A 22,901-nucleotide genomic window follows, 5' to 3' on the forward strand; every position below is an offset into this window, starting at 1 on the left:
GTCCAAGGCCAGGGCGGCCGAGGACAGTGAAGATTTCCAAAACTCGGTATCCGGTAGATCGTAAGGCCGCTCCGCTTAAGTGAACAGCATTACGCAGTCAAAGCGGGGGTTCTTCGCAAGGCCATGCCCTCAACCACCGGCAGCGGCACCGGTGCATCCAGCCGGCAGGTATTCCTGGGCCGCCGTCGAAGCACAGGTCCAGACACCTGCTGCCGAGCGGGACATTGTAATGGTCTTGCCAAGTACCGGAGAGGGCGCATTCAACAAGGCGCACGATATGGTGCCCGTACCGTCCGCAGCGGTACCTGTAACAGTCATCGTGCAATTACTGGTGGGGGTTGTTCCCCCAATATTGGCTAACGTAGGGCTGGTTCCCTGATTCATGACGTCTTCGAACGGCACTTTCAACGCGGAGACTTCCGCCAACCCTGCCGTCGCCTTTGCCCGCGCCTGGTACTTGGAATATTGCGGCAATGCAAACGTCGCCAGAATGCCGATGATCGCCACGACGATCAGCAGCTCGATCAAGGTAAAACCATTCTGCTTGCTCATAGACCTCTCCATTACATGAGGCGAAATCTCATGGTTGGAGGGGATAGTGCATGGCACATGCCAACCCTTGCGGCCCTGCCAGCCAGGGGTTCCAGGCCACAGAATGGCAACGTCCTACCCCAACAACCGCACTATCTGACGTTTTTTGTCACCCTACCTCGCTGGTTTGGCGTCGATGCTTGACTAGGCTATAAGTCATGAACTGTCAGCAGTCGGTATTTCCATGAATGACATCGCCCTCAGCGGCCTGACCAAGCAACTGGTGCTGGCCGAGCTGATCACCGAGCAGAGCGCGCAGCAGGCGCAGCAACAAGCCCAACGCAACCGCATGCCCCTGGTCAGCTACCTGGTGCAGAACAAACTGGTCCAGAGTCGCCAGGTTGCGGAAATCGCTTCGGAGCATTTCGGCGTTGCACTGCTGGACCTCAACAGCCTGGACAAGGAAAGCCAGCCCACCGGGCTTGTCAGTGAAAAACTGGTCCGGCAACACCATGCCCTGCCGCTGTGGCGGCGCGGCAACAAGCTGTTCGTGGGGATCTCCGATCCTACCAACCACCAGGCCATCAACGACATCCAGTTCAGTACCGGCCTGACCACCGAAGCCATCCTGGTGGAAGACGACAAACTCAGCGACGCCATCGAGAAATTTTTCGAATCCAGCACTACGGGCCTGGAAGGCATGGGTGATGTTGATCTCGATGGCCTGGACATCGAATCGGATGACGATCGCAAGCAGGACGCCATCACCGGCCAGGACGCCGACGACGCGCCGGTGGTGCGGTTCGTCAACAAGATGCTGCTGGACGCGATCAAGGGCGGCTCTTCCGACCTGCACTTCGAACCCTATGAAAAATCCTACCGGGTGCGGGTGCGCACCGACGGCATGTTGCGGGAAGTGGCCAGGCCGCCGACCCAACTGGCCAGCCGCATCGCCGCGCGCCTGAAAGTCATGGCCAGCCTGGATATTTCCGAGCGACGCAAGCCGCAGGACGGCCGGCTGAAAATGCGCCTGTCGAAAAGCAAGTCCATCGACTTCCGGGTCAATACCCTGCCCACGCTCTGGGGCGAAAAAGTGGTGATCCGGATCCTCGACCCGTCCAGTGCGCAAATGGGTATCGATGCCCTGGGCTACGAACCGGATCAGAAGGAGCTCTACCTCGCAGCCCTCAAGCAACCCCAAGGGCTGATCCTGGTCACCGGGCCGACCGGCTCGGGCAAGACTGTCTCGCTCTACACCGGCTTGAATATCCTAAATACCGTGGACATCAACATTTCCACCGCCGAAGACCCGGTGGAAATCAACATGGAAGGCATCAACCAGGTCAACGTGAACCCACGCCAGGGGCTGGATTTTGCCCAGGCCCTGCGCTCCTTCCTGCGCCAGGATCCGGACGTGATCATGGTGGGTGAGATCCGCGACCTGGAAACGGCCGAAATCGCCATCAAGGCCGCCCAGACCGGGCACATGGTGCTCTCTACCCTGCACACCAACAGCGCCGCCGAAACCCTGATCCGCTTGCAGAACATGGGCATTCCCGGCTTTAACATCGCCACGGCGGTCCACCTGATCATCGCCCAGCGCCTGGCGCGAAAACTGTGCAACCAATGCAAGAAAGCCACGGAGATTCCCGAAGAAACCCTGCTCAAGGAAGGTTTCCCCAAGGAACGCATCGGCTCATTCACGATCTATGAGCCGGTCGGTTGCGAACAGTGCAACAACGGCTACAAGGGGCGCGTGGGGGTTTACGAAGTAGTGAAAAATACGCCCGAGCTGCAACGGTTGATCATGGCCGAGGGAAATTCCCTGGAAATCGACCTGCAAATGCGCAAGGACGGTTTCAATGACCTGCGCACTTCGGGGCTGCTCAAAGTGATGCAAGGCGTGACCAGCCTGGAAGAAATCAACCGGGTCACCAAGGACTGAACATGGCGGTCAAGGCAGTAAAAACCGATACCTACACCTGGGAAGGCAAAGACCGCAAAGGCACCAGGATGTCCGGAGAGCTGACCGGCCAGAGCCCGGCCCTGGTCAAGGCGCAATTGCGCAAACAAGGCATCAACCCGGAAAAGGTACGCAAGAAATCCACTTCGATATTCAGCAAGGGCAAACGCATCAAGCCACTGGATATCGCCCTCTTCACCCGCCAGATGGCGACGATGCTCAAGGCCGGTGTCCCGCTGCTGCAAGCCTTCGACATCATTGGCGAAGGTTTCGACAATGCCAACATGCGCAAGCTGGTGGACGAGGTGAAACAGGAGGTCGCCGCCGGCAACAGTTTCGCCGCGTCGTTGCGCAAGTGCCCGCAATACTTCGATGAGTTGTATTGCAACCTGGTGGACGCCGGTGAACAGGCCGGCGCCCTGGACACCCTGCTGGACCGGGTCGCGACCTACAAGGAAAAGAGCGAGGCCCTCAAGGCCAAGATCAAGAAAGCCATGACCTATCCGGCAGCTGTTGTGGTCGTCGCGGCAGTGGTCACCGGCATTCTGCTGGTCAAGGTGGTGCCGCAATTCGAATCGGTGTTCGCCGGGTTCGGCGCGAAACTGCCTGCGTTCACCGTGATGGTCATCGGCCTGTCGGAGTTCATGCAAGACTCATGGTGGCTGCTGCTGGGCGGGGCGGTGGGCGCGTTTTTTGGCGTGAGGTATGCGCTCAGGCGCTCCCAGGGCTTTCGTGACTGGCGCGATAAATGGCTGCTCAAGCTGCCGCTGGTGGGCGCCCTGATGTACAAATCCGCAGTAGCCCGCTACGCCCGGACACTGTCCACCACCTTCGCCGCCGGCGTGCCACTGGTAGAAGCGTTGGACTCGGTCTCCGGCGCCACCGGCAACGTGGTGTTCAAACGTGCGGTCCAGCGCATCCGGCAGGATGTCTCGACCGGCATGCAGTTGAATTTTTCCATGCGCGCCTCAGGCATATTCCCGAACCTGGCGATTCAGATGACCGCCATCGGCGAGGAATCCGGGGCGCTGGACGACATGCTCGACAAGGTGGCAAGTTTCTATGAGGCCGAGGTCGACAACCTGGTGGACAACCTCACCAGCCTGATGGAACCGTTCATCATGGTGGTCCTGGGGGTGGTCGTCGGCGGTCTGGTGGTTGCCATGTACCTGCCCATCTTTCAACTCGGCTCTGCGATCTGACATGCCCCTGAGCGAATTTTTCGTGCTTTATCCCATGGCCTTCGTGCTGACAGCGCTTTTGCTCGGGCTGATCGTCGGCAGCTTCCTCAATGTCCTGGTGTGGCGCCTGCCCAAGATGCTCACCCGGGAATGGCGGCTGCAGGCCCACGATCTGCTGGGCCTGCCTGCCGAAACACCCGGCCCGGTCTACAATCTGATGCTGCCCCACTCCCAATGCCCCCACTGCGGCCACCGTATCCGGGCCTGGGAAAATATCCCGTTGTTCAGCTACCTCGCATTGCATGGCCGCTGTTCCAGTTGCACCACCCCCATTGGGCGCCGCTACCCTCTTACCGAGCTGGCCTGCGGTGCACTGTCGGCGTTCGTCGCCTGGCATTTCGGCTTCGGTTGGCAAGCCGCGCTGGTGATGGTCTTGAGCTGGGGCCTGCTGGGCATGAGCCTGATCGATGCCGAGCATCAATTGCTGCCCGATACACTGGTGCTGCCGTTATTGTGGCTTGGGCTGATCGTCAACAGCTTCGGACTGTTCGTCTCGCTTAACCAGGCGATGTGGGGCGCGATAGCCGGTTACCTGGCGTTGTGGTCGGTGTTCTGGATCTTCAAGTTGATCACCGGCAAGGAAGGCATGGGCTATGGCGACTTCAAGCTGCTGGCGATGCTCGGGGCCTGGGGTGGCTGGCAGATCCTGCCGCTGACCTTGCTGCTGTCGTCGCTGGTAGGCGCCGTGGTCGGGGTCATCGTGCTGCGCATGCGCAATGCCCCGGCTTCGACACAGATCCCCTTCGGGCCCTATTTGGCCATTGCTGGCTGGATTGCCTTGCTCTGGGGTGGTCAAATAACCGACTTCTATTGGCACTCTGTCGGTTTCTAACGATTTCCTTATGAACAATCCCGTGGAAAAACCCTGGATTCTCGGCCTGACCGGCGGCATCGGCAGCGGCAAAAGCGCCGCGGCCCAGCATTTCATCGACCTGGGCGTGCATGTGATCGACGCCGATCATGCGGCGCGCTGGGTGGTCGAACCGGGACGTCCGGCGCTGGCGAAAATTGCCGAACACTTCGGCCCGGGCGTGCTTCAGGCCGACGGCACACTGGACCGCGCAGCCCTGCGCAAGCTGATTTTCGAGAACGCCGATGAGCGCCGCTGGCTCGAGGCGCTGCTGCATCCGTTGATCGCCGACGAAATTGCCCATCACCTGGCCCAGGCCCGGTCAACATACGCAATCCTGGTGTCACCTCTGTTGATCGAGTCAGGGCAGTACGCGATGACCCAACGCATCCTGGTGATCGACGCGCCTGAACAACTTCAGATTGAACGGACCTTGCAACGCGACCGGATCAGCGAGCAACAGGTTCAGGCGATCCTCCAGGCACAATCCAGCCGTCAGGATCGCCTGGCCCATGCCGACGACGTGGTGGTCAACGACCGCGACCTCGCCTGGCTGCACAGCGAGGTCGAACGCTTGCATCATTTTTACCTTACATTACGTGGAGGCCAAACATGAGCCAGATCCCAACCGTTGATTGCCCGACCTGCGGCGCCCCTGTCGAATGGACTCCGGAGAGCAAGTTCCGGCCATTCTGTTCCGATCGCTGCAAACTCATCGACCTCGGTGCCTGGGCGTCGGAAGAACACAAGATCCCCGTCAGCCCCGATGCCGAGGACGAGCTGTTCAGCGAAGACTTCAACCCCCGCTCACACCACTAAGGCCGCATGAAACCGTAGTCCTGTTTATCGTCGAGATTTTCCGCCAGGAAGTTCAACTCATCGGCCAGGTCCTCGGCGCTGCGCACTGTCTTGCTCTGCTGCACGATCGCACTGAGCAAGGCTCGCAGGCTCAGGCCTGGATCAATACCGATTTCCGTGGCGGCATCGTGGCTACGCCTGATCTCTTGTCTGGCCCATTCATAAACACTCATCGCTGTGCTCCTGGAAGTTTTCCAGAGCATGAGCGGCACCAGCCTGCAAGACCTTGATATGCATCAAGATTTATCGTCATCCTTCCAGGGTGCCGACAGATAGCGCGTGCGGTTGAAAGTCTCCAGCCATTCAGGGCTGAACACCACCAGTGCACTGATCACCATGCCGTTGATGAACGCTTCGGGAAAAATGATCAACCAGAGGTAGCCGATGAAATCGCTCAGCCAGTAAGGCATGGCGAACACCCCGTCGTACCACAACAGCCCCAGCCCCAGCAGCAGGCACAGCAATGCCGACAGCGCCGCGGCGAGGAACCCCGAGCAGAATATATACACGAACAGATTACGCGGCTGGGCACGCTCCACGAGGATCGCACAGCATTCGGTAACCAGCACCGGCAGCAGGACCAATAGCACCCCATTGACGCCCAGCGCCACCATGTCCTGGCGCCCCAGCAGCACCAGTGCAAGCTGGGCGATGAGGCCGCCAAGCATCGCCAGCGGCCAGTCCAGCAGCAGTGTCACAGCGGTCATGCCGATGAAGTGATAGGACACACCGGTGTCGAAATCCCGGCGCACCAGCCACAGCATGAACAGCGCCAGCACCGTGCCGAACAGCAGGTGCTGGCGACGGCTGTCGGTAAACAGCTCCACCCACGGCGCCCGCCACGCCGCCCAGGCCAGCACCGGCACATAAATCAGCCAGCCGACCACGAGGGTCTGTGGTGAGAGCAGTTCGGCTCCGATCATGGGATTACACCTTACCAACAGCCGGCCCAGACTCTGTGGCGAAGGGATTTATCCTCGTTGGGCTGCAGTGCAGCCCCAAGAATCAGCGACCGCGATATATCAGACAGGCCAGGCGCGGTCACTATGGGCGTGCTGCGCACGCCAACGGGGATAAACCCCCTCGCCACAAGGGTTTGTGCAAAGCTTTTTTTCTTTGATTGGGTGACAGAGTCTACACCCCAACCAAGCTCCATTAATCAACGCAACGCTTCCAGCTTGTCGCAATTGAACGCTAAGCTTGAGCTCATGGATGATTCCGATTACTTACGCCTGCTGACCATCGCGGCCGAGCAAGCCAACGCGTTTCTCTCCAATGCCCGCAAATGGGAGCGTGAGCGTTGGGTCTGCCAGCGACTGCTGCAAGGGCTGAACGTGCCCTACCGCGCCGACGAATTCGCCCCCGCCGGGGAGCCACCGGACGTGTTGTTCCGTGATGCCAACTTCGAGGTGTTCTTCGTCCTCGACGAGGGCCGGCGGCTCAATGATGAATGGCGTGACGAACTGCAACGCCGCCGCAGTGCATTCTCCCTGAGCCAACTGGTGCGCCGTGAAGCCAAGCCCAGGCGGATTCCGGCCAATGAATTCCTGCTGAGGCTGGCGCCGACCCTGCGCAAGAAAGCCCACAACTACACCGAACGCGGCATGGACCTGGGAGAGCTGGATATCATTGCCTTCGCCAGCCTGAAGCGCGAAGTGCTGGACCTCAACAGCCACTTCCCGCCGCCTACCGAATACTTGCGCCAGGGCTGGCGCTCGCTGTCGCTGGTGGGGCCGACCTTCGCCCGGGTGCTGTTCGCCCATCCCGATGCCCCGGACTTCCTGCGGGGCAACCTGGGGCGCAGCATCGTGTTCGATGTGGGGATCAGCCTGTGAATCGTCACCGCGTCCGACACCTGGCGGCTATGCTGTTCGCAGCCGCAGGCAATCCCCTGTAACGTACACACACTTCGCAACGTCTACCTGACGAGGCCTTTATGACCAGCCGCCTGAACCCTGACGACCAGAAGCATGTCGAAGAGTACCTGCAATTGTCCCAGCACCGAGTCGAGCGCCGGCCTTTCCGGCCGTGGATGCTCCTGGTGGTGGTGCTGGCCGTGACGATCGGCCTGGGCCTGTTGAGCCGACTGATCAGTTACCTGACGCTATGAGCTGCCTGCTATCGAGGGATACGACACTGGCGCTCGCGAGGGTAACGGCACCGATTTCCTTTAGCCTTGCGAGATATCCCCATGACTCATCGTATTGTCATCGTTGGCGGCGGCGCCGGCGGCCTGGAGTTGGCTACCCGTCTGGGTAAGACTCTGGGCAAGCGTGGCACGGCCAGTGTGATGCTGGTCGACGCGAACCTGACCCATATCTGGAAACCCCTGCTGCACGAAGTGGCGGCCGGCTCCCTGAACTCCTCCGAAGACGAACTCAACTACGTCGCCCAGGCGAAATGGAACCACTTCGAGTTCCAGCTCGGGCGCATGAGCGGCCTGGACCGCGAACGCAAAAGTATCCAGCTGGCTGCCACCTACGACGAAGCCGGCGTGGAACTGTTGCCGGCCCGCGTGCTGGGCTACGACACCCTGGTCATTGCCGTCGGCAGCACCACCAACGACTTCGGCACCGAGGGCGCGGCGCAGCATTGCCTGTTCCTCGATACCCGCAAACAGGCCGAGCGCTTCCACCAGCAACTGCTCAATCATTACCTGCGCGCCCACGCCGGCCAGGACGATGCCGTGGAGCGGATCAGCGTTGCCATCGTCGGTGCCGGTGCCACCGGCGTCGAACTGGCGGCCGAGCTGCATAACGCCGCCCATGAGCTGGCGGCCTATGGGCTGGACCGGATCAAGCCGGAAAACATGCACATCACCCTGATCGAAGCCGGGCCACGGGTGCTACCGGCCTTGCCGGAGCGTATCGGCGGGCCTGTGCACAAGACCCTGGAAAAACTCGGGGTCAATGTCATGACCAACGCCGCGGTCGGCCAGGTGACGGCCGACAGTCTGATCACCGTCGATGGCAAGGTGATCGATGCCAGCCTGAAAGTCTGGGCCGCCGGGATTCGCGCTCCGGACTTCCTCAAGGATATCGACGGGCTTGAAACCAACCGGATCAACCAGCTGCACGTATTGCCAACCCTGCAGACCACCCGCGACGAAAACATCTTCGCCTTCGGCGACTGCGCCGCCTGCCCGCAACCAGACAGCGACCGCAACGTACCGCCCCGCGCCCAGGCGGCGCACCAGCAGGCATCGCTGCTGGCCAAGTCCTTGAAGCTGCGGATCGAAGGCAAGGCGTTGCCGCATTACAAGTACACCGACTATGGCTCGCTGATCTCGCTGTCGAAGTTTTCTGCGGTGGGCAACCTGATGGGCAATCTCACCGGCAGCGTGATGCTCGAAGGCTGGCTGGCGCGAATGTTCTACGTATCGCTGTACCGCATGCACCAGATGGCGCTGTATGGGATGTTCCGTACGGCCATGTTGATGCTGGGCAGCAAGATCGGGCGCGGGACCGAGCCGCGGCTCAAGTTGCACTGAACCTGACACACCGCTATCGCGAGCAGGCTCGCTCCCACAGCGATCGCATTCCCCTGTGGATACTCAGTCCACAGGGGGAGCGAACCTGCTCGCGAAGACGGCAGTGCCATCAGCGCGGGTCTACAACCCCGCACTCAAACCTGAAACCGCTGCACCATCGTACGCAACGAGTTTGCCAGTTGCGACAGTTCATGGCTGGACGCACTGGTCTGGTCTGCGCCAGTGGCCGAGCGCACCGACAGATCACGGATGTTCACCAGGTTGCGATCAACCTCGCGGGCCACCTGGGCCTGCTCTTCGGCCGCGCTGGCGATCACCAGGTTGCGCTCGTGGATTTCACTGACCGACGCGGTGATGGTCTGCAACGCCTCCCCCGCCCGCTCGGCCATCGCCAGGGTGCTTGCGGCGCGCGTCGAGCTGGCCTGCATGGAATCCAGGGCCTGGGTGGCACCGTTGCGCATGCCCTGGACCATCTGTTCGATTTCCTGGGTCGATTGCTGCGTGCGATAAGCCAGCGCTCGCACCTCATCAGCCACCACTGCAAACCCTCGACCGCTTTCGCCGGCCCGGGCCGCTTCAATGGCCGCGTTGAGAGCCAGCAAATTGGTTTGCTCGGCAATGGCCCGGATCACGTCCAGGACCTTACCAATATCCTGCGACTGGTTGGCCAGGGACTGCACCAGCCCACCCGTCACCTGCACGTCGCTGGCGAGGGCGCCGATCGCCTCAACTGTGTCGCTGACCCGTTGTTGCCCAAGGGATGCCGACTCGCTGGACTGACGCGTGGCGTCGGAGGTGGAGACCGCGTTACGCGCCACTTCCTCCACGGCAGTGGTCATTTCGGTAACGGCCGTGGCGGCCTGTTCAATTTCGTTGTTCTGCTGCTGCAGGCTCTGGGTGCTGTCGAGGGTGACGGCGTTCAGCTCATCGGCTGCCGTTGCCAGCTGCGCCGCCGAACCGCTGATGCTCTGCAATGTATCGCGCAGGTTTTTCTGCATGGTCGCCAGGGCCTTGAGCAAACGGCTCACTTCGTCGTTACCATGGGTTTCGATTGGCCGGGTCAGGTCACCGTCAGCCACGCTTTCTGCGGCGCCCAGCGCCTCACCCAGGGGCTTGACGATACTGCGTGTCAGCAACATCGCCAGGGCCACCGTAGCCAGGGCGGCCAGCACGATGAAAAGACTGACGATCATGCGGGATTTGGCGTAGTGTTCCTGGGACTTCTGGCTCTCGATGGACACCTGTTTGGAAAACAGTTCTGCCAGATCGTTGAGCTGCTTGCCGGAGCCGTCCACGACGGTTTTCATATCCACCAGCAGCAGTTTGATCAACTCGTCGCGGCGCCCCTGTTCCGCGAGGATGAAGGATTGCGCGATACCCGCGCGGTAGGCAGCAAAAGTCTGCTTGAACTGATCGTAAAGCGCTTTGCCTTCAGGGGTCACGACAAGTTTTTCGTAACTGGCGATTTTTTCGCTCAGTTCCTTGTCACGGACGTCCATTTGCCCACGGTAGACCGAGGTGTTCTTAGAATCCTGGTCCAAGGCCATGCGCAGGGAAATGGTGCGAATGCGCAGCATCCATTCACGAATCTCGTCACCGCCACGAATGCTCGGTAGCCACTGGGTTTCCACCGCGACCTCACTGTCGCGAATGCTCGACATCTGCCCCAGCGCAAACATCCCGAGCAGTGCCACCAGCACGGCGATCAGGGCAAAACCCAGCGCCGCGCGAGGGGCGATATTCAGTTGACGAAGAAACATAACGGGCGCCCTTTCTTGTTATTGGCCTGAGATGGGGCCACGCCCCTGTCGGTGGGTTATCGGCAGGTTGTACGACAACTTAAGACTTACATCCGCTTTTCGCGCAGGCAAAAAAAATCCCCGTATCTTTCGATACGAGGACTCTTAATATGGTCGGGGTAAGGGGATTCGAACTCCTGACATCCTGCTCCCAAAGCAGGCGCGCTACCGGACTGCGCTATACCCCGGTAATAAAAAGGCGACCTTTTCAAGTCGCCTTCCTCGATCAGCGCTTTTGGCCTCTGATCTTAAGATTCGATTCCAGCGAACTGGTCTCAAAAATGGTGGGTCGTGTGGGATTCGAACCTACGACCAATTGGTTAAAAGCCAACTGCTCTACCAACTGAGCTAACGACCCAAATATGGTCGGGGTAAGGGGATTCGAACTCCTGACATCCTGCTCCCAAAGCAGGCGCGCTACCGGACTGCGCTATACCCCGATTGAAATGGCTCCGTGACCAGGACTCGAACCTGGGACCCAATGATTAACAGTCATTTGCTCTACCGACTGAGCTATCACGGAACTGATATTTCAAGTTGCAACCTTGAAGCTTGATTGAAGCCAGCTTCAACCTCTTCTACCCGTCAGCATCGCTGCGTTCGTGTGTCTGAGGCGCGCTATTCTACAATCTTAAAAACCTCTGTCAACCCCTTAAATTGCTTTCAAGACAATGATTTGCAACTTATTTTGGATTCCTTCTCAGGGAGAAGTGACCCTTGGGGGTGACTGACTGCGGGGCGCACTTTACAAGCCTTTTCCTTTGAGTTCAACGGCCTGATGAAAAAAATGGCCTCGCAATGCGAGGCCATTCGGTCAACGACGATGCAGCCTGTCAGTTGAAAACGATTTCGTCGTTCTCCACCGTTCCGGTTACGGTTTCACCCGGCATGAAGCGACCAGACAGGATCAACTGCGCCAACGGGTTTTCGATCCAGCGCTGGATCGCCCGTTTCAACGGCCGCGCCCCATAGACCGGGTCGTAACCCACGGCAATCAACTTATCCAGGGCCTCGTCGCTCAGTTGCAACTTCAACTCGCGCTCGGTAAGGCGGCTGCGCAGGCGCCCCAGCTGGATCTCGGTGATGCCGGCAATCTGATCGCGGGCCAGGGGCTCGAAGATCACCACTTCGTCGACCCGGTTGATGAACTCGGGCCGGAAATGGGTAGAGATCGCGTCCATCACCGCAGCCCGTTGCGCCTCGCGATCCCCCACCAGTTCCTGGATCTGCGCCGACCCCAGGTTAGAGGTCATCACGATCACGGTGTTGCGGAAATCCACCGTGCGCCCATGGCTGTCGGTCAGACGTCCATCTTCCAGCACCTGCAGCAGGATGTTGAACACATCCGGATGGGCCTTCTCGACCTCATCGAGCAGGATCACCGAGTATGGCTTGCGGCGCACGGCTTCGGTCAGGTAACCGCCCTCTTCATAGCCGACATAACCTGGCGGTGCGCCGATCAGCCGAGCCACGGAGTGCTTCTCCATGAACTCGGACATGTCGATGCGCACCATCGCCTCCTCGGTGTCGAAGAGGAACTCGGCCAGCGCCTTGCACAGCTCGGTTTTACCGACACCGGTCGGGCCGAGGAACATGAACGAACCACTCGGCCGGTTCGGGTCCGACAACCCGGCACGGGACCGACGCACCGCATTGGCGACCGCCACGACCGCTTCTTCCTGGCCGATCACACGCTGATGCAGCAGGCTTTCCATCTTCAGCAACTTGTCGCGTTCGCCTTCGAGCATCTTCGACACCGGAATACCGGTCCACTTGGAGACCACTTCAGCGATTTCTTCCTCAGTGACCTTGCTGCGCAGCAACTGGTTTTCACTCTTGCCGTGCTGGTCGACCATCTGCAGGCTGCGCTCCAGGTCCGGGATCACCCCATACTGCAGCTCGGCCATGCGGTTGAGGTCGCCCTTGCGCCGGGCCGCTTCCAGTTCCTGGCGAGACTGTTCGATCTTTTGCTGGATCTGCGCCGAACCCTGGACTTCGGCCTTTTCCGAATTCCAGATTTCCTCGAGATCGGAATACTCGCGCTCGTGACGAACGATTTCTTCCTGCAATTTCTCCAAGCGCTTCTTCGCCGCTTCGTCGCTTTCCTTCTTCAGGGCCTGGGATTCGACCTTGAGCTGGATCAGGCGCCGCTCCAGGCGATCCAGCACTTCCGGCTTGGAGTCGATTTCCATGCGGATGCGGCTGGCCGCCTCGTCGATCAGGTCGATGGCCTTGTCCGGCAACTGACGATCGGTGATATAGCGGTGGCTGAGCTTGGCTGCCGCGATGATCGCGCCGTCAGTGATCGCCACTTTGTGGTGGACTTCATAGCGTTCCTTGAGGCCACGCAGGATGGCGATGGTGTCCTCCTCGCTCGGCTCGTCGACCAGCACTTTCTGGAAGCGCCGCTCGAGGGCCGCGTCCTTTTCTATGTACTGGCGGTACTCGTTGAGCGTAGTCGCGCCGACGCAATGCAACTCGCCACGGGCCAGCGCGGGCTTGAGCATGTTGCCGGCGTCCATCGAGCCTTCGCCCTTGCCGGCACCGACCATGGTGTGCAATTCGTCGATGAACAGAATGATCTGCCCTTCCTGCTTCGACAGCTCATTGAGCAGAGCCTTGAGCCGCTCTTCGAATTCGCCTCGATACTTGGCACCGGCGATCAGCGCCCCCATGTCCAGAGACAACAAGCGCTTGCCCTTGAGGCCGTCCGGCACTTCACCGTTGATGATCCGTTGGGCTAGGCCCTCGGCGATGGCGGTCTTGCCCACGCCAGGCTCACCGATCAAAACCGGGTTGTTCTTGGTGCGACGTTGCAGCACCTGGATCGTGCGACGGATCTCGTCGTCGCGGCCAATCACCGGGTCGAGCTTGCCTTCCTCGGCACGCTTGGTCAGGTCAACGGTGTATTTGTCCAGCGCCTGACGGGATTCTTCGTGGTTGGCATCGTTGACGGCCTCGCCACCACGCAGGTTATTGATGGCATTCTCCAGGGCTTTTTTGCTCACGCCCTGGCCGAGCAGCAGCTTGCCCAGTTTGCTGTTCTCGTCCATGGCGGCGAGCAGCACCAGTTCGCTGGAAATGAACTGGTCGCCCTTCTGCTGGGCCAGGCGGTCGGCCTGGTTAAGCAGCCGCGCCAGATCCTGGGACATGTTCACGTCGCCAGTCGGGTTCTGGATCTTGGGCAACTGGTCGAGTTCTTTCGTCAGCTCTTTTCGCAAGCTGTTGACGTCGAAGCCCACCTGCATCAGCAGAGGCTTGATGGAGCCGCCCTGCTGTTCGAGCATGGCCTGCATCAGATGCGCCGGTTCGATACCCGGATGATCCAGGCCGACGGCCAGGGACTGCGCGTCGGACAGCGCCAATTGCAATTTGCTGGTTAAACGGTCAATACGCATAAGGTCACCTTCCTTTTGAGCAGGCCGGACCGAAAAACATCCTGAATGAAGAAACCTGCCAGATACCGTTATAGATGTGGACGATTCTGGAAGATTCAAGCAGTGCGCTATTGATGCAGATCAGACAAGTCTAGCGTTCGATCCAGACCAGGGAGGCGAAGCGACCGGTGCGCGGGCTGCGACGGTAGGAAAAGAAGCGAGGATCGGTCACGGTGCACAGCCCGCCGCCATAGACCGCCGAGACACCCCGCGCGGCCAGCCGCAGGCGCGCCAGCGCATAGATGTCGGCCAGGAACTTGCCGGCGTTGTGGCTCGGCACAAAGGCTTGTACCGCCTGGGGCAGGTGCGCGATGAATGCTTCACGCACTTCCGGCCCGACTTCGAAGGCCTGTGGGCCGATGGCCGGGCCGAGCCAGGCGAGAATCTCATCCGCGGGCGTTGCGAGGCTGTCGAGGGTGGCTTCCAGCACGCCGTTCGCCAGCCCGCGCCAGCCGGCATGGGCGGCCGCGACACGAGTACCGGCGCGATTACAGAACAGCACGGGCAGGCAGTCTGCCGTCATCGCCGTGCAGGCGATACCCGGCGTGGCGGTCCAGCTGGCATCGGCGGTCGCTACCTGGGTCGGGTCGGCCTCGACCACGGCAATCCCATGGACCTGCCGCAGCCAGGCCGGACGGATGGCGAATCGATCGGTGAGACGACGCCGATTTTCGGTGACGGCCCCTGGGTCGTCATCGACATGGTCGCCGAGGTTGAGGCTGTCGAACGGCGCCACGCTGACGCCGCCCGCACGGGTGGTGACGCAGGCCTTGACCCGGGCCGGCGCGGGCCAGTCGGGTATCAGCCAGTCACTCATCCGACGAACGCCTCGCGGTCCTGCTTGAGCAATGTCAGCAGCCAGACGAAGTCATCCGGCAACGGCGACTCCCAGCTCATGCGCTTACCGGTGGTCGGATGATCCAGTTCCAGGAAACGCGCATGCAGCGCCTGACGCGGGAAGTGTTTCAGGGATTCGACCATGGTCACGCTGGCGGCCGGCGGAATGCGGAAGCGACCGCCGTAGGCCGGATCGCCCACCAACGGGAAGTTGATGTGGGCCATGTGCACGCGGATCTGGTGGGTACGACCGGTTTCCAACTTGACCCGCACATGGGTATGGGAGCGGAAGCGTTCAAGCACGCGGTAGTGACTGACCGCAGGCTTACCGCCTTCCATCACCGCCATGCGCTGGCGTTGCTGACCGTGACGACCGATGGGCGCGTTGATCTTGCCGCCAGCGGTCACTACGCCGATCACGATGCATTCATAGATGCGGCTGACACTGCGGCTTTGCAGTTGTGCGACCAACTGGGTCTGCGCCTGGATGGTCTTGGCCACCACCATCAGACCGGTGGTGTCCTTGTCGAGACGGTGCACGATACCGGCCCGGGGCACATTGACGATATCCGGCACGTGGTGCAGCAGGGCATTGAGCAGGGTGCCGTCGGCGTGGCCGGCGGCTGGATGCACCACCAGGCCCGCCGGCTTGTTGATCACCAGAATGTCGTCATCTTCATAGACGATGTCCAGGGCAATGTCCTGGGCAACCCATTCGCCCTGGGCCTCCTGTTCGGCGGTCAGCTCGAGGATGGCACCGCCATGGACGATGTCGCGCGGACGGATGACCGCCCCATCCACCGTCAGGCGGCCGTCCTTGATCCAGGCGGAAAGGCGCGAGCGCGAATGCTCGGTGAAGAGTTGGGCGGCGACTTGATCGAGGCGTTGGCCGCCCAAATCGGACGGCACCTCTGCGCGAAGTTCTATTTTATCGGACATGCTCGGACTGGGCGTCGGCACAGCCTTTGGTTTCGGCTGCGCGCTTGTGGTTAAATACGGCGTCTTTTGCCCCGAGGCTTTCAACGGGGCGCTCATCATAACAGGACGGCCCCGCCCAAGACAGCGGCCGTCATAGGGACGCAAGCCGCCATGCAAGTGAAACACCTGCTGCTGATCGCCATCCTCGCATTGACTGCTGCTTGCTCGTCGAAGGAAGTCGTAGACGAAAACCTGAGCGAAGTCGAACTGTACCAACAGGCGCAGAAGGACTTGGACAACAACAGCTACACCAGCGCCACTGCCAAACTCAAGGCCCTGGAGTCGCGGTACCCGTTCGGTCGCTACGCCGATCAGGCCCAGCTGGAGCTGATCTACGCCAACTACAAGAACGCCGAGCCGGAAGCGGCGAAATCCGCTGCCGAACGCTTCATTCGCCTGCATCCACAGCATCCGAACGTCGATTACGCCTACTACCTCAAGGGCCTGACCTCCTTCGACCAGGACGTTGGCCTGCTGGCGCGCTTCCTGCCGCTGGACATGACCAAGCGTGACCCGGGCGCCGCGCGCGACTCCTACAACGAGTTCGCCCAGCTGACCAGCCGCTTCCCCAACAGCCGCTACTCGCCGGACGCCAAGCAGCGCATGATCTACCTGCGCAACCTGCTGGCCTCCTACGAAATCCACGTGGCCGACTATTACCTGACCCGCCAGGCCTACGTCGCCGCCGCCAACCGTGGCCGCTACGTGGTGGAAAACTTCCAGGAAACCCCTTCGGTGGGTGACGGCCTGGCGGTGATGACCGAGGCGTACCAACGCCTGCACCTGGACGAACTGGCGGCCAGCAGCCTGGAAACCCTGAAACTGAACTACCCGGACCACCCTACCCTGGTCGACGGCCAGTTCACCCCACGCGTGGCAGAAGCCGACAACCGTTCATGGCTGAGCAAGGCGACCCTGGGCCTGATCGAGTCCCGTCCACCGCTGCCGCCGGGTGAAACGCGCGCCAACCAGGACGTACAGCGTCAGTTCCAGGATGCCAAGGAAGCCATTCCGAACGAGCTCAAGCCCAAGGATGAGAATGGCGATGTGATCGAAGAGCCGGAGTCCGAGAGCTCCAGCGACCGATCCTGGTTCAGCTACATGACCTTCGGCCTGTTCGACTGAGTACAGGGCCTCAAAAGAAAGGGAGACCCGACGGTCTCCCTTTTTCATGCCTGGATCCTATTGAACTGTGCGCCGCTCCAGTCCTTGGCTAAACTGGCTCATCTCTCGCCAGAAAGCCGCCCATCATGCTTCGTCTAATAATCTTGTTCGCTGTAGTTGCCTCTGCCATATGGATCTTTCGCAACGTGAAGCCCAAGGCGTCCGCGGCAAAGTCCTCCCGGGAGCAGGATGCGCCGCCCATGGTGCGTTGCGCCCATTGTGGCGTGCACCTGCCGCGTGACCGGGCACTCCCCCTCCAACAACAGTGGTACTGCAGCCAGGCTCATCTCGAGCAAGGCCCGGGCCCTCGTGACCACTGAGACTTCAAGCCCCCGCGTCAGACAGACGCAGCGCCTGCTGCGTCTCTATCACCTGTACCGCTTGAGCATCGGCATCACCCTGGTGCTGCTGATTTCCAGCAACATGGACAATCGCCTGCTGGCCTTCGCCAACGACGACCTGCTGCGCAGTGGCAGCTGGTTGTACCTGGTACTGAACATCCTGCTGGTGGTGTTCCTGGAAAACACTCGCCGCCCGGCCCGGCTGTTCGGCCTGGCGCTCACCGATGTGCTGCTGCTGTCGTGGCTGTTCTTCGTCGCGGGTGGAGCCCCCAGTGCCATCGGCAACCTGCTCATCGTCTCGGTGGCCATCGGCAATACGCTGTTGCGCGGCCGGATCGGCCTGTTGATCGCCGCCGTCGCCACGATCGGCATCGTCGGCTCGAGTTTCTTCCTTGGCCTGAACGACTCGAACCTTCCCGGCAGCTATTTGCAGGCCGGTACCCTGGGCGCCCTGTGCTTTGCCGCCGCGCTGCTGGTGCAGGGTCTGACCCGACGACTGGAAGCCAGCGAAACCCTGGCCGAACGGCGGGCCAGCGAGGTGACCAGCCTGGAAACCCTCAATGCTCTGATCCTGCAACGCATGCGCACCGGTATCCTGGTGCTCGATCGTCAACGCCGGGTGCAACTGGCCAATGAAAGCGCCTTGAACCTGTTGGGCATGCACGACCTGGTCGGCCAGCCAATCGATGACTACTCCACCGCCCTCGTCGACAGCCTGAAAGTATGGCTGAACAACCCCAGCCTGCGTCCACCTGGCCTGACCATTGCCGGTACGGGTCTGACCCTGCAACCGAGCTTCATCGCCCTTGGGCACAACGAACAGCATCAGACCCTGGTGTTCCTCGAAGACCTGGCCCAGGTGGCCCAACATGCCCAACAACTGAAACTCGCCTCGCTGGGACGCCTCACTGCCGGCATCGCCCATGAAATCCGCAACCCCCTGGGGGCAATCAGCCATGCGGCGCAATTACTGCGCGAGTCCGAGGAACTGAACAACGCCGACCGGCGTCTGACGCAGATTATTCAAGACCACTCCCAACGAATGAATCGCGTTATTGAAAACGTCCTGCAACTGTCCCGGCGCCAGCAAACCTCGCCTCAACGCCTGGATCTGCGGGCCTGGCTCGAGCAGTTCGCCCGACAGGCCCGCGAAAGCATGGCCGCGCACCAGCAATTGCATGTGAACATAGCCCCGGGCGACTACGCCACGCTCATGGACCCCGATCAATTGACCCAGGTGCTCGACAACCTGCTGCGCAATGCCTGGCGCCACAGTGCCCAGGCCCATGAACAGGCCGAGGCCTGGCTGGAACTGTTCGTCGATCCTTACAGCCGCTTGCCCACGCTGGACATCATCGACAACGGCGCCGGCGTGACACCGGATCAGCAGGCGCACCTGTTCGAACCATTCTTCACCACCAGCAACCAGGGCACCGGCCTTGGGCTCTATCTGTCCCGTGAGCTGTGCGAAAGCAACCAGGCCCGCCTAGACTTCAAACCACGCCAAGGCGGCGGCTGCTTTCGCATCACCTTTGCTCACGGACGGAAACAGATTTGAATACACGCTCACGGCAACGGATCCTGATCGTCGATGACGAACCAGACATTCGCGAACTCCTGGACATCACCCTGGGCAGGATGAAACTCGACACCCGCAGCGCCAGGAATCTTGCCGAGGCCCAGTCCCTACTGGCGGACGAAGCCTTCGACCTGTGCCTGACCGACATGCGCCTGCCCGACGGTACCGGCCTGGAACTGGTGCAACACATCCAGCAACGCTTCCCGCAACTGCCCGTAGCGATGATCACGGCCTATGGCAGCCTGGAAACCGCCATCGACGCCCTCAAGGCCGGGGCTTTTGACTTCCTGACCAAGCCGGTCGACCTGGGGCGACTGCGGGAACTGGTGACCAGCGCCCTGCGCTTGCAGACTGCCACCGTCCCGGCCACCATCGACCGCTGCCTGTTGGGCGACTCCCCGCCGATGCGCAGCGTGCGCAAACAGATCGAAAAACTGGCCCGCAGCCAGGCACCGGTGTACATCAGCGGGGAGTCCGGCTGTGGCAAGGAGCTGGTGGCACGGCTGATCCACGAACAAGGGCCCCGCTCCAGCCGGAGTTTTGTGCCGGTCAACTGCGGGGCGATTCCGACAGAACTGATGGAAAGCGAGTTTTTCGGCCATCGAAAAGGCAGCTTCAGCGGCGCCATCGAGGACAAGCCCGGCCTGTTCCAGGCCGCCAATGGTGGCACTCTGTTCCTCGATGAAGTGGCCGACCTGCCCCTGGCAATGCAGGTCAAACTGCTGCGGGCGATCCAGGAAAAAGCCGTGCGTGCCGTTGGCGGCCAGCAGGAGGAAGTGGTGGATGTCCGCATCCTCTGCGCCACCCATAAGGACCTGGACGCCGAAGTCGCCGCCGGACGCTTTCGCCAGGACCTGTACTATCGACTGAACGTCATCGAACTGCGCGTACCGCCCCTGCGCGAACGCCGCGAAGACATCGAACCGCTGGCCAACCACATGCTCCAGCGCCTGGCGGCCACCACCGGCAACCCTGCCGCCAGGCTCCACCCCCAAGCCCTCGAGGCCCTTCGAAACTACCGTTTCCCCGGCAACGTGCGCGAGCTGGAAAACATGCTCGAACGGGCCTACACCCTCTGCGAACACCAACAGATCGAAGCCGACGACCTGCGCCTGGCCGAAGGCAATGGAATCACCGACACCACCAACCCCGATTTGATGCGGGTCGACAACCTGGAAGACTATCTGGAAGACGTCGAACGCAAAGTCATCCTCCAGGCCCTGGAGGAAACCCGCTGGAACCGCACGGCGGCGGCACAGCGATTGAAACTGTCGTTTCGGTCGATGCGCTATCGGTTGAAGAAATTGGGGTTGGATTGATCAACCAAGAGCCATGCCGCCCCTGTGGCGAGGGGATTTATCCCCGCAGGGCTGCGAAGCGGCCCCAAGACAGTCAACACCATCTGCCTGACACACCGAGGTGTAAGGATTTAGGGCGGCTTCGCAACCCAGCGGGGATAAATCCCCTCGCCACAGATCTTGTGTTGCCTTGCAGCTCCACTGAGCTGCAACATCTCCTCTAATCCACTGCCACCGGCCCCCACTCATCCAACACTCGATTAGCCAGCAATTCGCTCAGTTCGATCAGCTGCTGCACACCCAGGGCAACATGCCGGCGCGAACCATCAAGCTCGAAAGCCAGGTCGCTGAGCGTCGCGTTGGCGGATGCCAGGGTTTCGCTTAGGCTTTGCTCCCACAAAAGATCTGTGGTCGGCTGAAAATGACCAGTCACCGCAGATCCCTGTGGGAGCGAGCCTGCTCGCGATTGCGGCGGATCAGTCAATGCAGATGTTGAATGACAAATCGCCATCGCGAGCAGGCTCGCTCCCACAATGGGTCTGTGTAGACCTTCAAGAGCCGTGTCGAACTATAAGCCGCGCCGCGGCTTTTGATCTTCCGCCCCTTCGGCAGGCTGAGTGGAGGCGTTCATCAGGGGGATGGCGCGCAGCGCCGTTCGACGCAGTCGAACCCATCGAGTGGAGGTCAAGCGCAGCGGACCGGAGCCGATGCCCCCCCTGATGAATGCCGGAGCGAAGGAACCCCGAGCCTTGGCGAGGGGCCGGACGCTGGGGCGGAGCGTTCTTTGCCTATTTTCTTTCTGGGCCGGCATTCCGGGCGTTTGAAAGAAAGTAGGTCGCCGTCAGGGCGAAACCATAGGTGGCCGTTACCGAAGTAATGGATATACACCCGGCCAACAAAATCCCGGACACCGCCATCGCGAGCAGGCTCGCTCCCACAATGGGATCGCAGTACAGCCAAAAGCGCCTACAAGCGCCCGGCAGGCGCATACGGCGCAGGATCAATCACCGGCTCACGCCCCAACATCAAATCCACGAACAACTGACACGAAGCCGGCGCCAACACCAACCCATTGCGATAATGCCCACAGTTCAACCAAAGCCCCGCAAACCCCGGCACCTCGCCGATGTAAGGAATACCCGCCGGCGACCCAGGCCGCAGTCCGGCCCAGTGCCCGACCACCTCAGCCTCCGCCAGCGCCGGAATCAGTTGCTGCGCGGAAGCCTTCAGGCTCTCCAGCGCCGCATCGGTCGGAGTCTTGTCGAAGCCTTCGCGTTCCAGGGTACTGCCCACCAGGATATGCCCGTCACGCCGCGGAATCGCATAACGACCCTTGGCCAGGACCATGCTCGGCAGGAAATCCGAGGCGCACTTGTACAGGATCATCTGCCCCTTGACCGGCTCGACCGGCAACTTCAGGCCCAGGGTCTTGAGCAACTCCCCGCTCCAGGCCCCAGCAGCCAGCACCACCTGATCGCCATGAATCACCCCGGCCGAACTATCCACTCCCACGACACGCCCGCCGTCGAGAAGGAAGCCACTGACCTCGCATTGTTCATGCAGCGTGACCCCGGGCAGCGTCCCCAACGCAGCCTTGAGGGACTTTACCAACCGGGGATTGCGCACGTTCGCCACGCCAGCCATGTGGATCGCCCGGGAGAACCCGGCGCCCAACACCGGCACCGCATCGTGGACCGCCGAGATATCCACCGGCCGCAACGGTCGCCCTTCGCGCGCGGCCCAGGCCAGCGCTTCGTCCTGATCGTCCAGGTCCAGCCAATACAGCCCAGTGACATACACCTGCGGATCGATACCCGTGGCCGCGAACAAACGTTGGCCCAACTGTGGATAGAAATCCTGCGACCAATGCGCCAGCGCCGTGACCGCCGGGCTGTAGCGCCACGGGTACAACGGCGAAACGATGCCGCCACCGGCCCAGGACGACTCCTGACCGACACTGGATCGCTCCAGCAGCACCACACGTTGCCCTTCGGACGCCAGATTGAACGCTGTCAGCAGGCCAATGACTCCGCCGCCGACAATCACCACTTGCTGTTGCCTGGTCATGTATTGATTCGACTCATAAGACTGAAAGGCGCGACACAGCGCCCGGAAAAGAAGCCTCAGCGACCCCAGCAATCCTTGGTGGTCAGCCCGGAAGCGGCGTTGATCATGCTACGTACACCAGTGTTGTTGATGGTGAAATCACCGCACTTGTCCGTCGCCATGGATGAGCCACTTCTGCGTACCGCGGTCAGGGTAAAGCTCTGGTCCGCCAGCGTCCGGTTGATGGTATAGAAGTCGTTTCCATTGCTCAGCCCGGTCGCGTTGGTATAGACGTTGTTCTTCGAATAGTAACGTTCGAGGATCTGCGCCTGTTCCGACAGCAGCCCCGCAATTTCAGCACGTCGGCCTTTTTTCATGTATTCGGTCAGGCTCGGGTAGCCGACGGTGATCACAATACCGATGATCGCGATCACGATCATGATTTCGATCAAAGTGAAGCCCCGATTGGTTCTGCGCATGTCCTTGCCT

21 protein-coding genes, 4 tRNA genes and 2 pseudogenes are annotated in these 22,901 nt (G+C 60.9%); 12 read left to right on the plus strand and 15 right to left on the minus strand.

Annotated features, from left to right (window positions below; all coding sequences use genetic code 11):
- Window positions 1-129: 129 nt before the first annotated feature.
- Window positions 130-552: a pilin gene (locus FBX99_RS24920; protein WP_145133219.1), complete on the minus strand. Its 423-nt coding sequence runs from the start codon at window positions 550-552 to the stop codon at window positions 130-132.
- 223 nt (window positions 553-775) lie between these two features.
- Between FBX99_RS24920 and pilB the strand changes: the two genes are divergently transcribed.
- The 5 genes from pilB to yacG are packed head-to-tail and all read left to right on the plus strand — an operon-like array spanning window position 776 to window position 5,404.
- Window positions 776-2,476 carry a type IV-A pilus assembly ATPase PilB gene (gene pilB, locus FBX99_RS24925; RefSeq protein WP_145133221.1) on the plus strand — a complete coding sequence of 567 codons (1,701 nt, stop codon included), beginning with the start codon at window positions 776-778 and terminating at the stop codon, window positions 2,474-2,476.
- A 2-nt stretch (window positions 2,477-2,478) separates the two neighbouring features.
- Window positions 2,479-3,696, plus strand: a complete 1,218-nt coding sequence (locus FBX99_RS24930; protein ID WP_144929965.1) for a type II secretion system F family protein — start codon at window positions 2,479-2,481, stop codon at window positions 3,694-3,696.
- Between the two features lies 1 nt (window position 3,697).
- Window positions 3,698-4,567, plus strand: coding sequence for an A24 family peptidase (locus FBX99_RS24935; protein ID WP_145133223.1), 870 nt, complete (start codon window positions 3,698-3,700; stop codon window positions 4,565-4,567).
- Window positions 4,568-4,577: 10 nt separating this feature from the next.
- On the plus strand, window positions 4,578-5,201 hold the full coding sequence (gene coaE, locus FBX99_RS24940) for a dephospho-CoA kinase (protein WP_144929963.1): 624 nt from the start codon (window positions 4,578-4,580) through the stop codon (window positions 5,199-5,201).
- Window positions 5,198-5,404: a DNA gyrase inhibitor YacG gene (gene yacG / locus FBX99_RS24945; protein WP_047698308.1), complete on the plus strand. Its 207-nt coding sequence runs from the start codon at window positions 5,198-5,200 to the stop codon at window positions 5,402-5,404. Before coaE ends, yacG begins: the two co-directional genes overlap by 4 nt.
- On the opposite strand, the gene FBX99_RS24950 is transcribed toward yacG, so the two are convergent.
- Both FBX99_RS24950 and FBX99_RS24955 read right to left on the minus strand, forming a co-directional pair.
- Window positions 5,401-5,616 (minus strand): hypothetical protein, encoded by a 216-nt coding sequence (locus tag FBX99_RS24950; protein WP_145133225.1) that lies wholly within the window; start codon window positions 5,614-5,616, stop codon window positions 5,401-5,403. The two genes, yacG and FBX99_RS24950, sit on opposite strands and share 4 nt — an antisense overlap.
- Window positions 5,617-5,679: 63 nt before the next feature.
- The gene (locus tag FBX99_RS24955; RefSeq protein WP_144929961.1) at window positions 5,680-6,366 is read right to left on the minus strand and encodes an energy-coupling factor ABC transporter permease; all 687 of its coding nucleotides are present in this window, start codon (window positions 6,364-6,366) and stop codon (window positions 5,680-5,682) included.
- Between the two features lie 285 nt (window positions 6,367-6,651).
- Between FBX99_RS24955 and FBX99_RS24960 the strand changes: the two genes are divergently transcribed.
- The 3 genes from FBX99_RS24960 (at window position 6,652) to FBX99_RS24970 (ending at window position 8,933) form a co-directional block, all read left to right on the plus strand.
- Entirely contained in the window at window positions 6,652-7,278 is a 627-nt protein-coding gene (locus FBX99_RS24960; RefSeq protein WP_003185538.1) for a DUF1780 domain-containing protein, read from the plus strand.
- A 101-nt stretch (window positions 7,279-7,379) separates the two neighbouring features.
- The gene (locus FBX99_RS24965; RefSeq protein WP_003185543.1) at window positions 7,380-7,553 is read left to right on the plus strand and encodes a DUF3094 domain-containing protein; all 174 of its coding nucleotides are present in this window, start codon (window positions 7,380-7,382) and stop codon (window positions 7,551-7,553) included.
- Window positions 7,554-7,634: 81 nt separating this feature from the next.
- A complete protein-coding gene (locus tag FBX99_RS24970; RefSeq protein ID WP_144929960.1) occupies window positions 7,635-8,933 on the plus strand; it encodes an NAD(P)/FAD-dependent oxidoreductase in 1,299 nt (432 codons plus the stop codon).
- 134 nt (window positions 8,934-9,067) lie between these two features.
- Here FBX99_RS24970 and FBX99_RS29690 read toward each other — a convergent pair whose 3' ends face one another.
- The 9 genes and pseudogenes from FBX99_RS29690 to rluD form a co-directional block, all read right to left on the minus strand.
- The gene (locus FBX99_RS29690; protein ID WP_371923894.1) at window positions 9,068-9,931 is read right to left on the minus strand and encodes a methyl-accepting chemotaxis protein; all 864 of its coding nucleotides are present in this window, start codon (window positions 9,929-9,931) and stop codon (window positions 9,068-9,070) included.
- Window positions 9,923-10,693 (minus strand): annotated as a pseudogene (locus FBX99_RS29695) (MCP four helix bundle domain-containing protein); the annotation flags it as partial. The pseudogene FBX99_RS29695 and the gene FBX99_RS29690, both read right to left, overlap by 9 nt.
- 150 nt (window positions 10,694-10,843) lie before the next feature.
- Window positions 10,844-10,920 (minus strand) — tRNA-Pro (locus FBX99_RS24980).
- Window positions 10,921-11,014: 94 nt separating this feature from the next.
- Window positions 11,015-11,090, minus strand: a tRNA-Lys gene (locus FBX99_RS24985).
- 5 nt (window positions 11,091-11,095) lie between these two features.
- A tRNA-Pro gene (locus tag FBX99_RS24990) sits at window positions 11,096-11,172 on the minus strand.
- Between the two features lie 7 nt (window positions 11,173-11,179).
- Window positions 11,180-11,255 (minus strand) — tRNA-Asn (locus FBX99_RS24995).
- A 310-nt stretch (window positions 11,256-11,565) separates the two neighbouring features.
- Entirely contained in the window at window positions 11,566-14,130 is a 2,565-nt protein-coding gene (clpB, locus tag FBX99_RS25000; protein WP_144929958.1) for an ATP-dependent chaperone ClpB, read from the minus strand.
- Window positions 14,131-14,260: 130 nt separating this feature from the next.
- On the minus strand, window positions 14,261-14,986 hold the full coding sequence (pgeF, locus tag FBX99_RS25005; protein WP_145133229.1) for a peptidoglycan editing factor PgeF: 726 nt from the start codon (window positions 14,984-14,986) through the stop codon (window positions 14,261-14,263).
- On the minus strand, window positions 14,983-15,945 hold the full coding sequence (gene rluD / locus FBX99_RS25010; protein WP_047698321.1) for a 23S rRNA pseudouridine(1911/1915/1917) synthase RluD: 963 nt from the start codon (window positions 15,943-15,945) through the stop codon (window positions 14,983-14,985). Before rluD ends, pgeF begins: the two co-directional genes overlap by 4 nt.
- 150 nt (window positions 15,946-16,095) lie before the next feature.
- Between rluD and FBX99_RS25015 the strand changes: the two genes are divergently transcribed.
- The 4 genes from FBX99_RS25015 (at window position 16,096) to FBX99_RS25025 (ending at window position 20,387) form a co-directional block, all read left to right on the plus strand.
- Window positions 16,096-17,109, plus strand: a complete 1,014-nt coding sequence (locus FBX99_RS25015) for an outer membrane protein assembly factor BamD (RefSeq protein WP_145133231.1) — start codon at window positions 16,096-16,098, stop codon at window positions 17,107-17,109.
- Between the two features lie 125 nt (window positions 17,110-17,234).
- A complete protein-coding gene (locus tag FBX99_RS29300; protein WP_081993193.1) occupies window positions 17,235-17,468 on the plus strand; it encodes a PP0621 family protein in 234 nt (77 codons plus the stop codon).
- A complete protein-coding gene (locus tag FBX99_RS25020) occupies window positions 17,458-19,047 on the plus strand; it encodes a nitrogen regulation protein NR(II) (RefSeq protein WP_178112059.1) in 1,590 nt (529 codons plus the stop codon). Before FBX99_RS29300 ends, FBX99_RS25020 begins: the two co-directional genes overlap by 11 nt.
- On the plus strand, window positions 19,044-20,387 hold the full coding sequence (locus FBX99_RS25025) for a sigma-54 dependent transcriptional regulator (RefSeq protein ID WP_144929954.1): 1,344 nt from the start codon (window positions 19,044-19,046) through the stop codon (window positions 20,385-20,387). The genes FBX99_RS25020 and FBX99_RS25025 overlap by 4 nt, the downstream gene beginning before the upstream one ends.
- 199 nt (window positions 20,388-20,586) lie before the next feature.
- Here FBX99_RS25025 and FBX99_RS25035 read toward each other — a convergent pair.
- From FBX99_RS25035 to FBX99_RS25055, 3 genes and pseudogenes are all read right to left on the minus strand, one after another.
- A pseudogene (locus FBX99_RS25035) lies at window positions 20,587-20,754 on the minus strand (DUF6124 family protein); the annotation flags it as partial.
- 578 nt (window positions 20,755-21,332) lie between these two features.
- Window positions 21,333-22,433 (minus strand): glycine oxidase ThiO, encoded by a 1,101-nt coding sequence (gene thiO / locus FBX99_RS25050; RefSeq protein WP_144929952.1) that lies wholly within the window; start codon window positions 22,431-22,433, stop codon window positions 21,333-21,335.
- 56 nt (window positions 22,434-22,489) lie between these two features.
- A complete protein-coding gene (locus FBX99_RS25055) occupies window positions 22,490-22,891 on the minus strand; it encodes a type IV pilin protein (RefSeq protein WP_145133237.1) in 402 nt (133 codons plus the stop codon).
- Window positions 22,892-22,901 lie beyond the last annotated feature (10 nt).

Source organism: Pseudomonas sp. SJZ074, assembly GCF_007828215.1.
In the GTDB taxonomy this organism is placed as follows: Bacteria; Pseudomonadota; Gammaproteobacteria; order Pseudomonadales; family Pseudomonadaceae; genus Aquipseudomonas.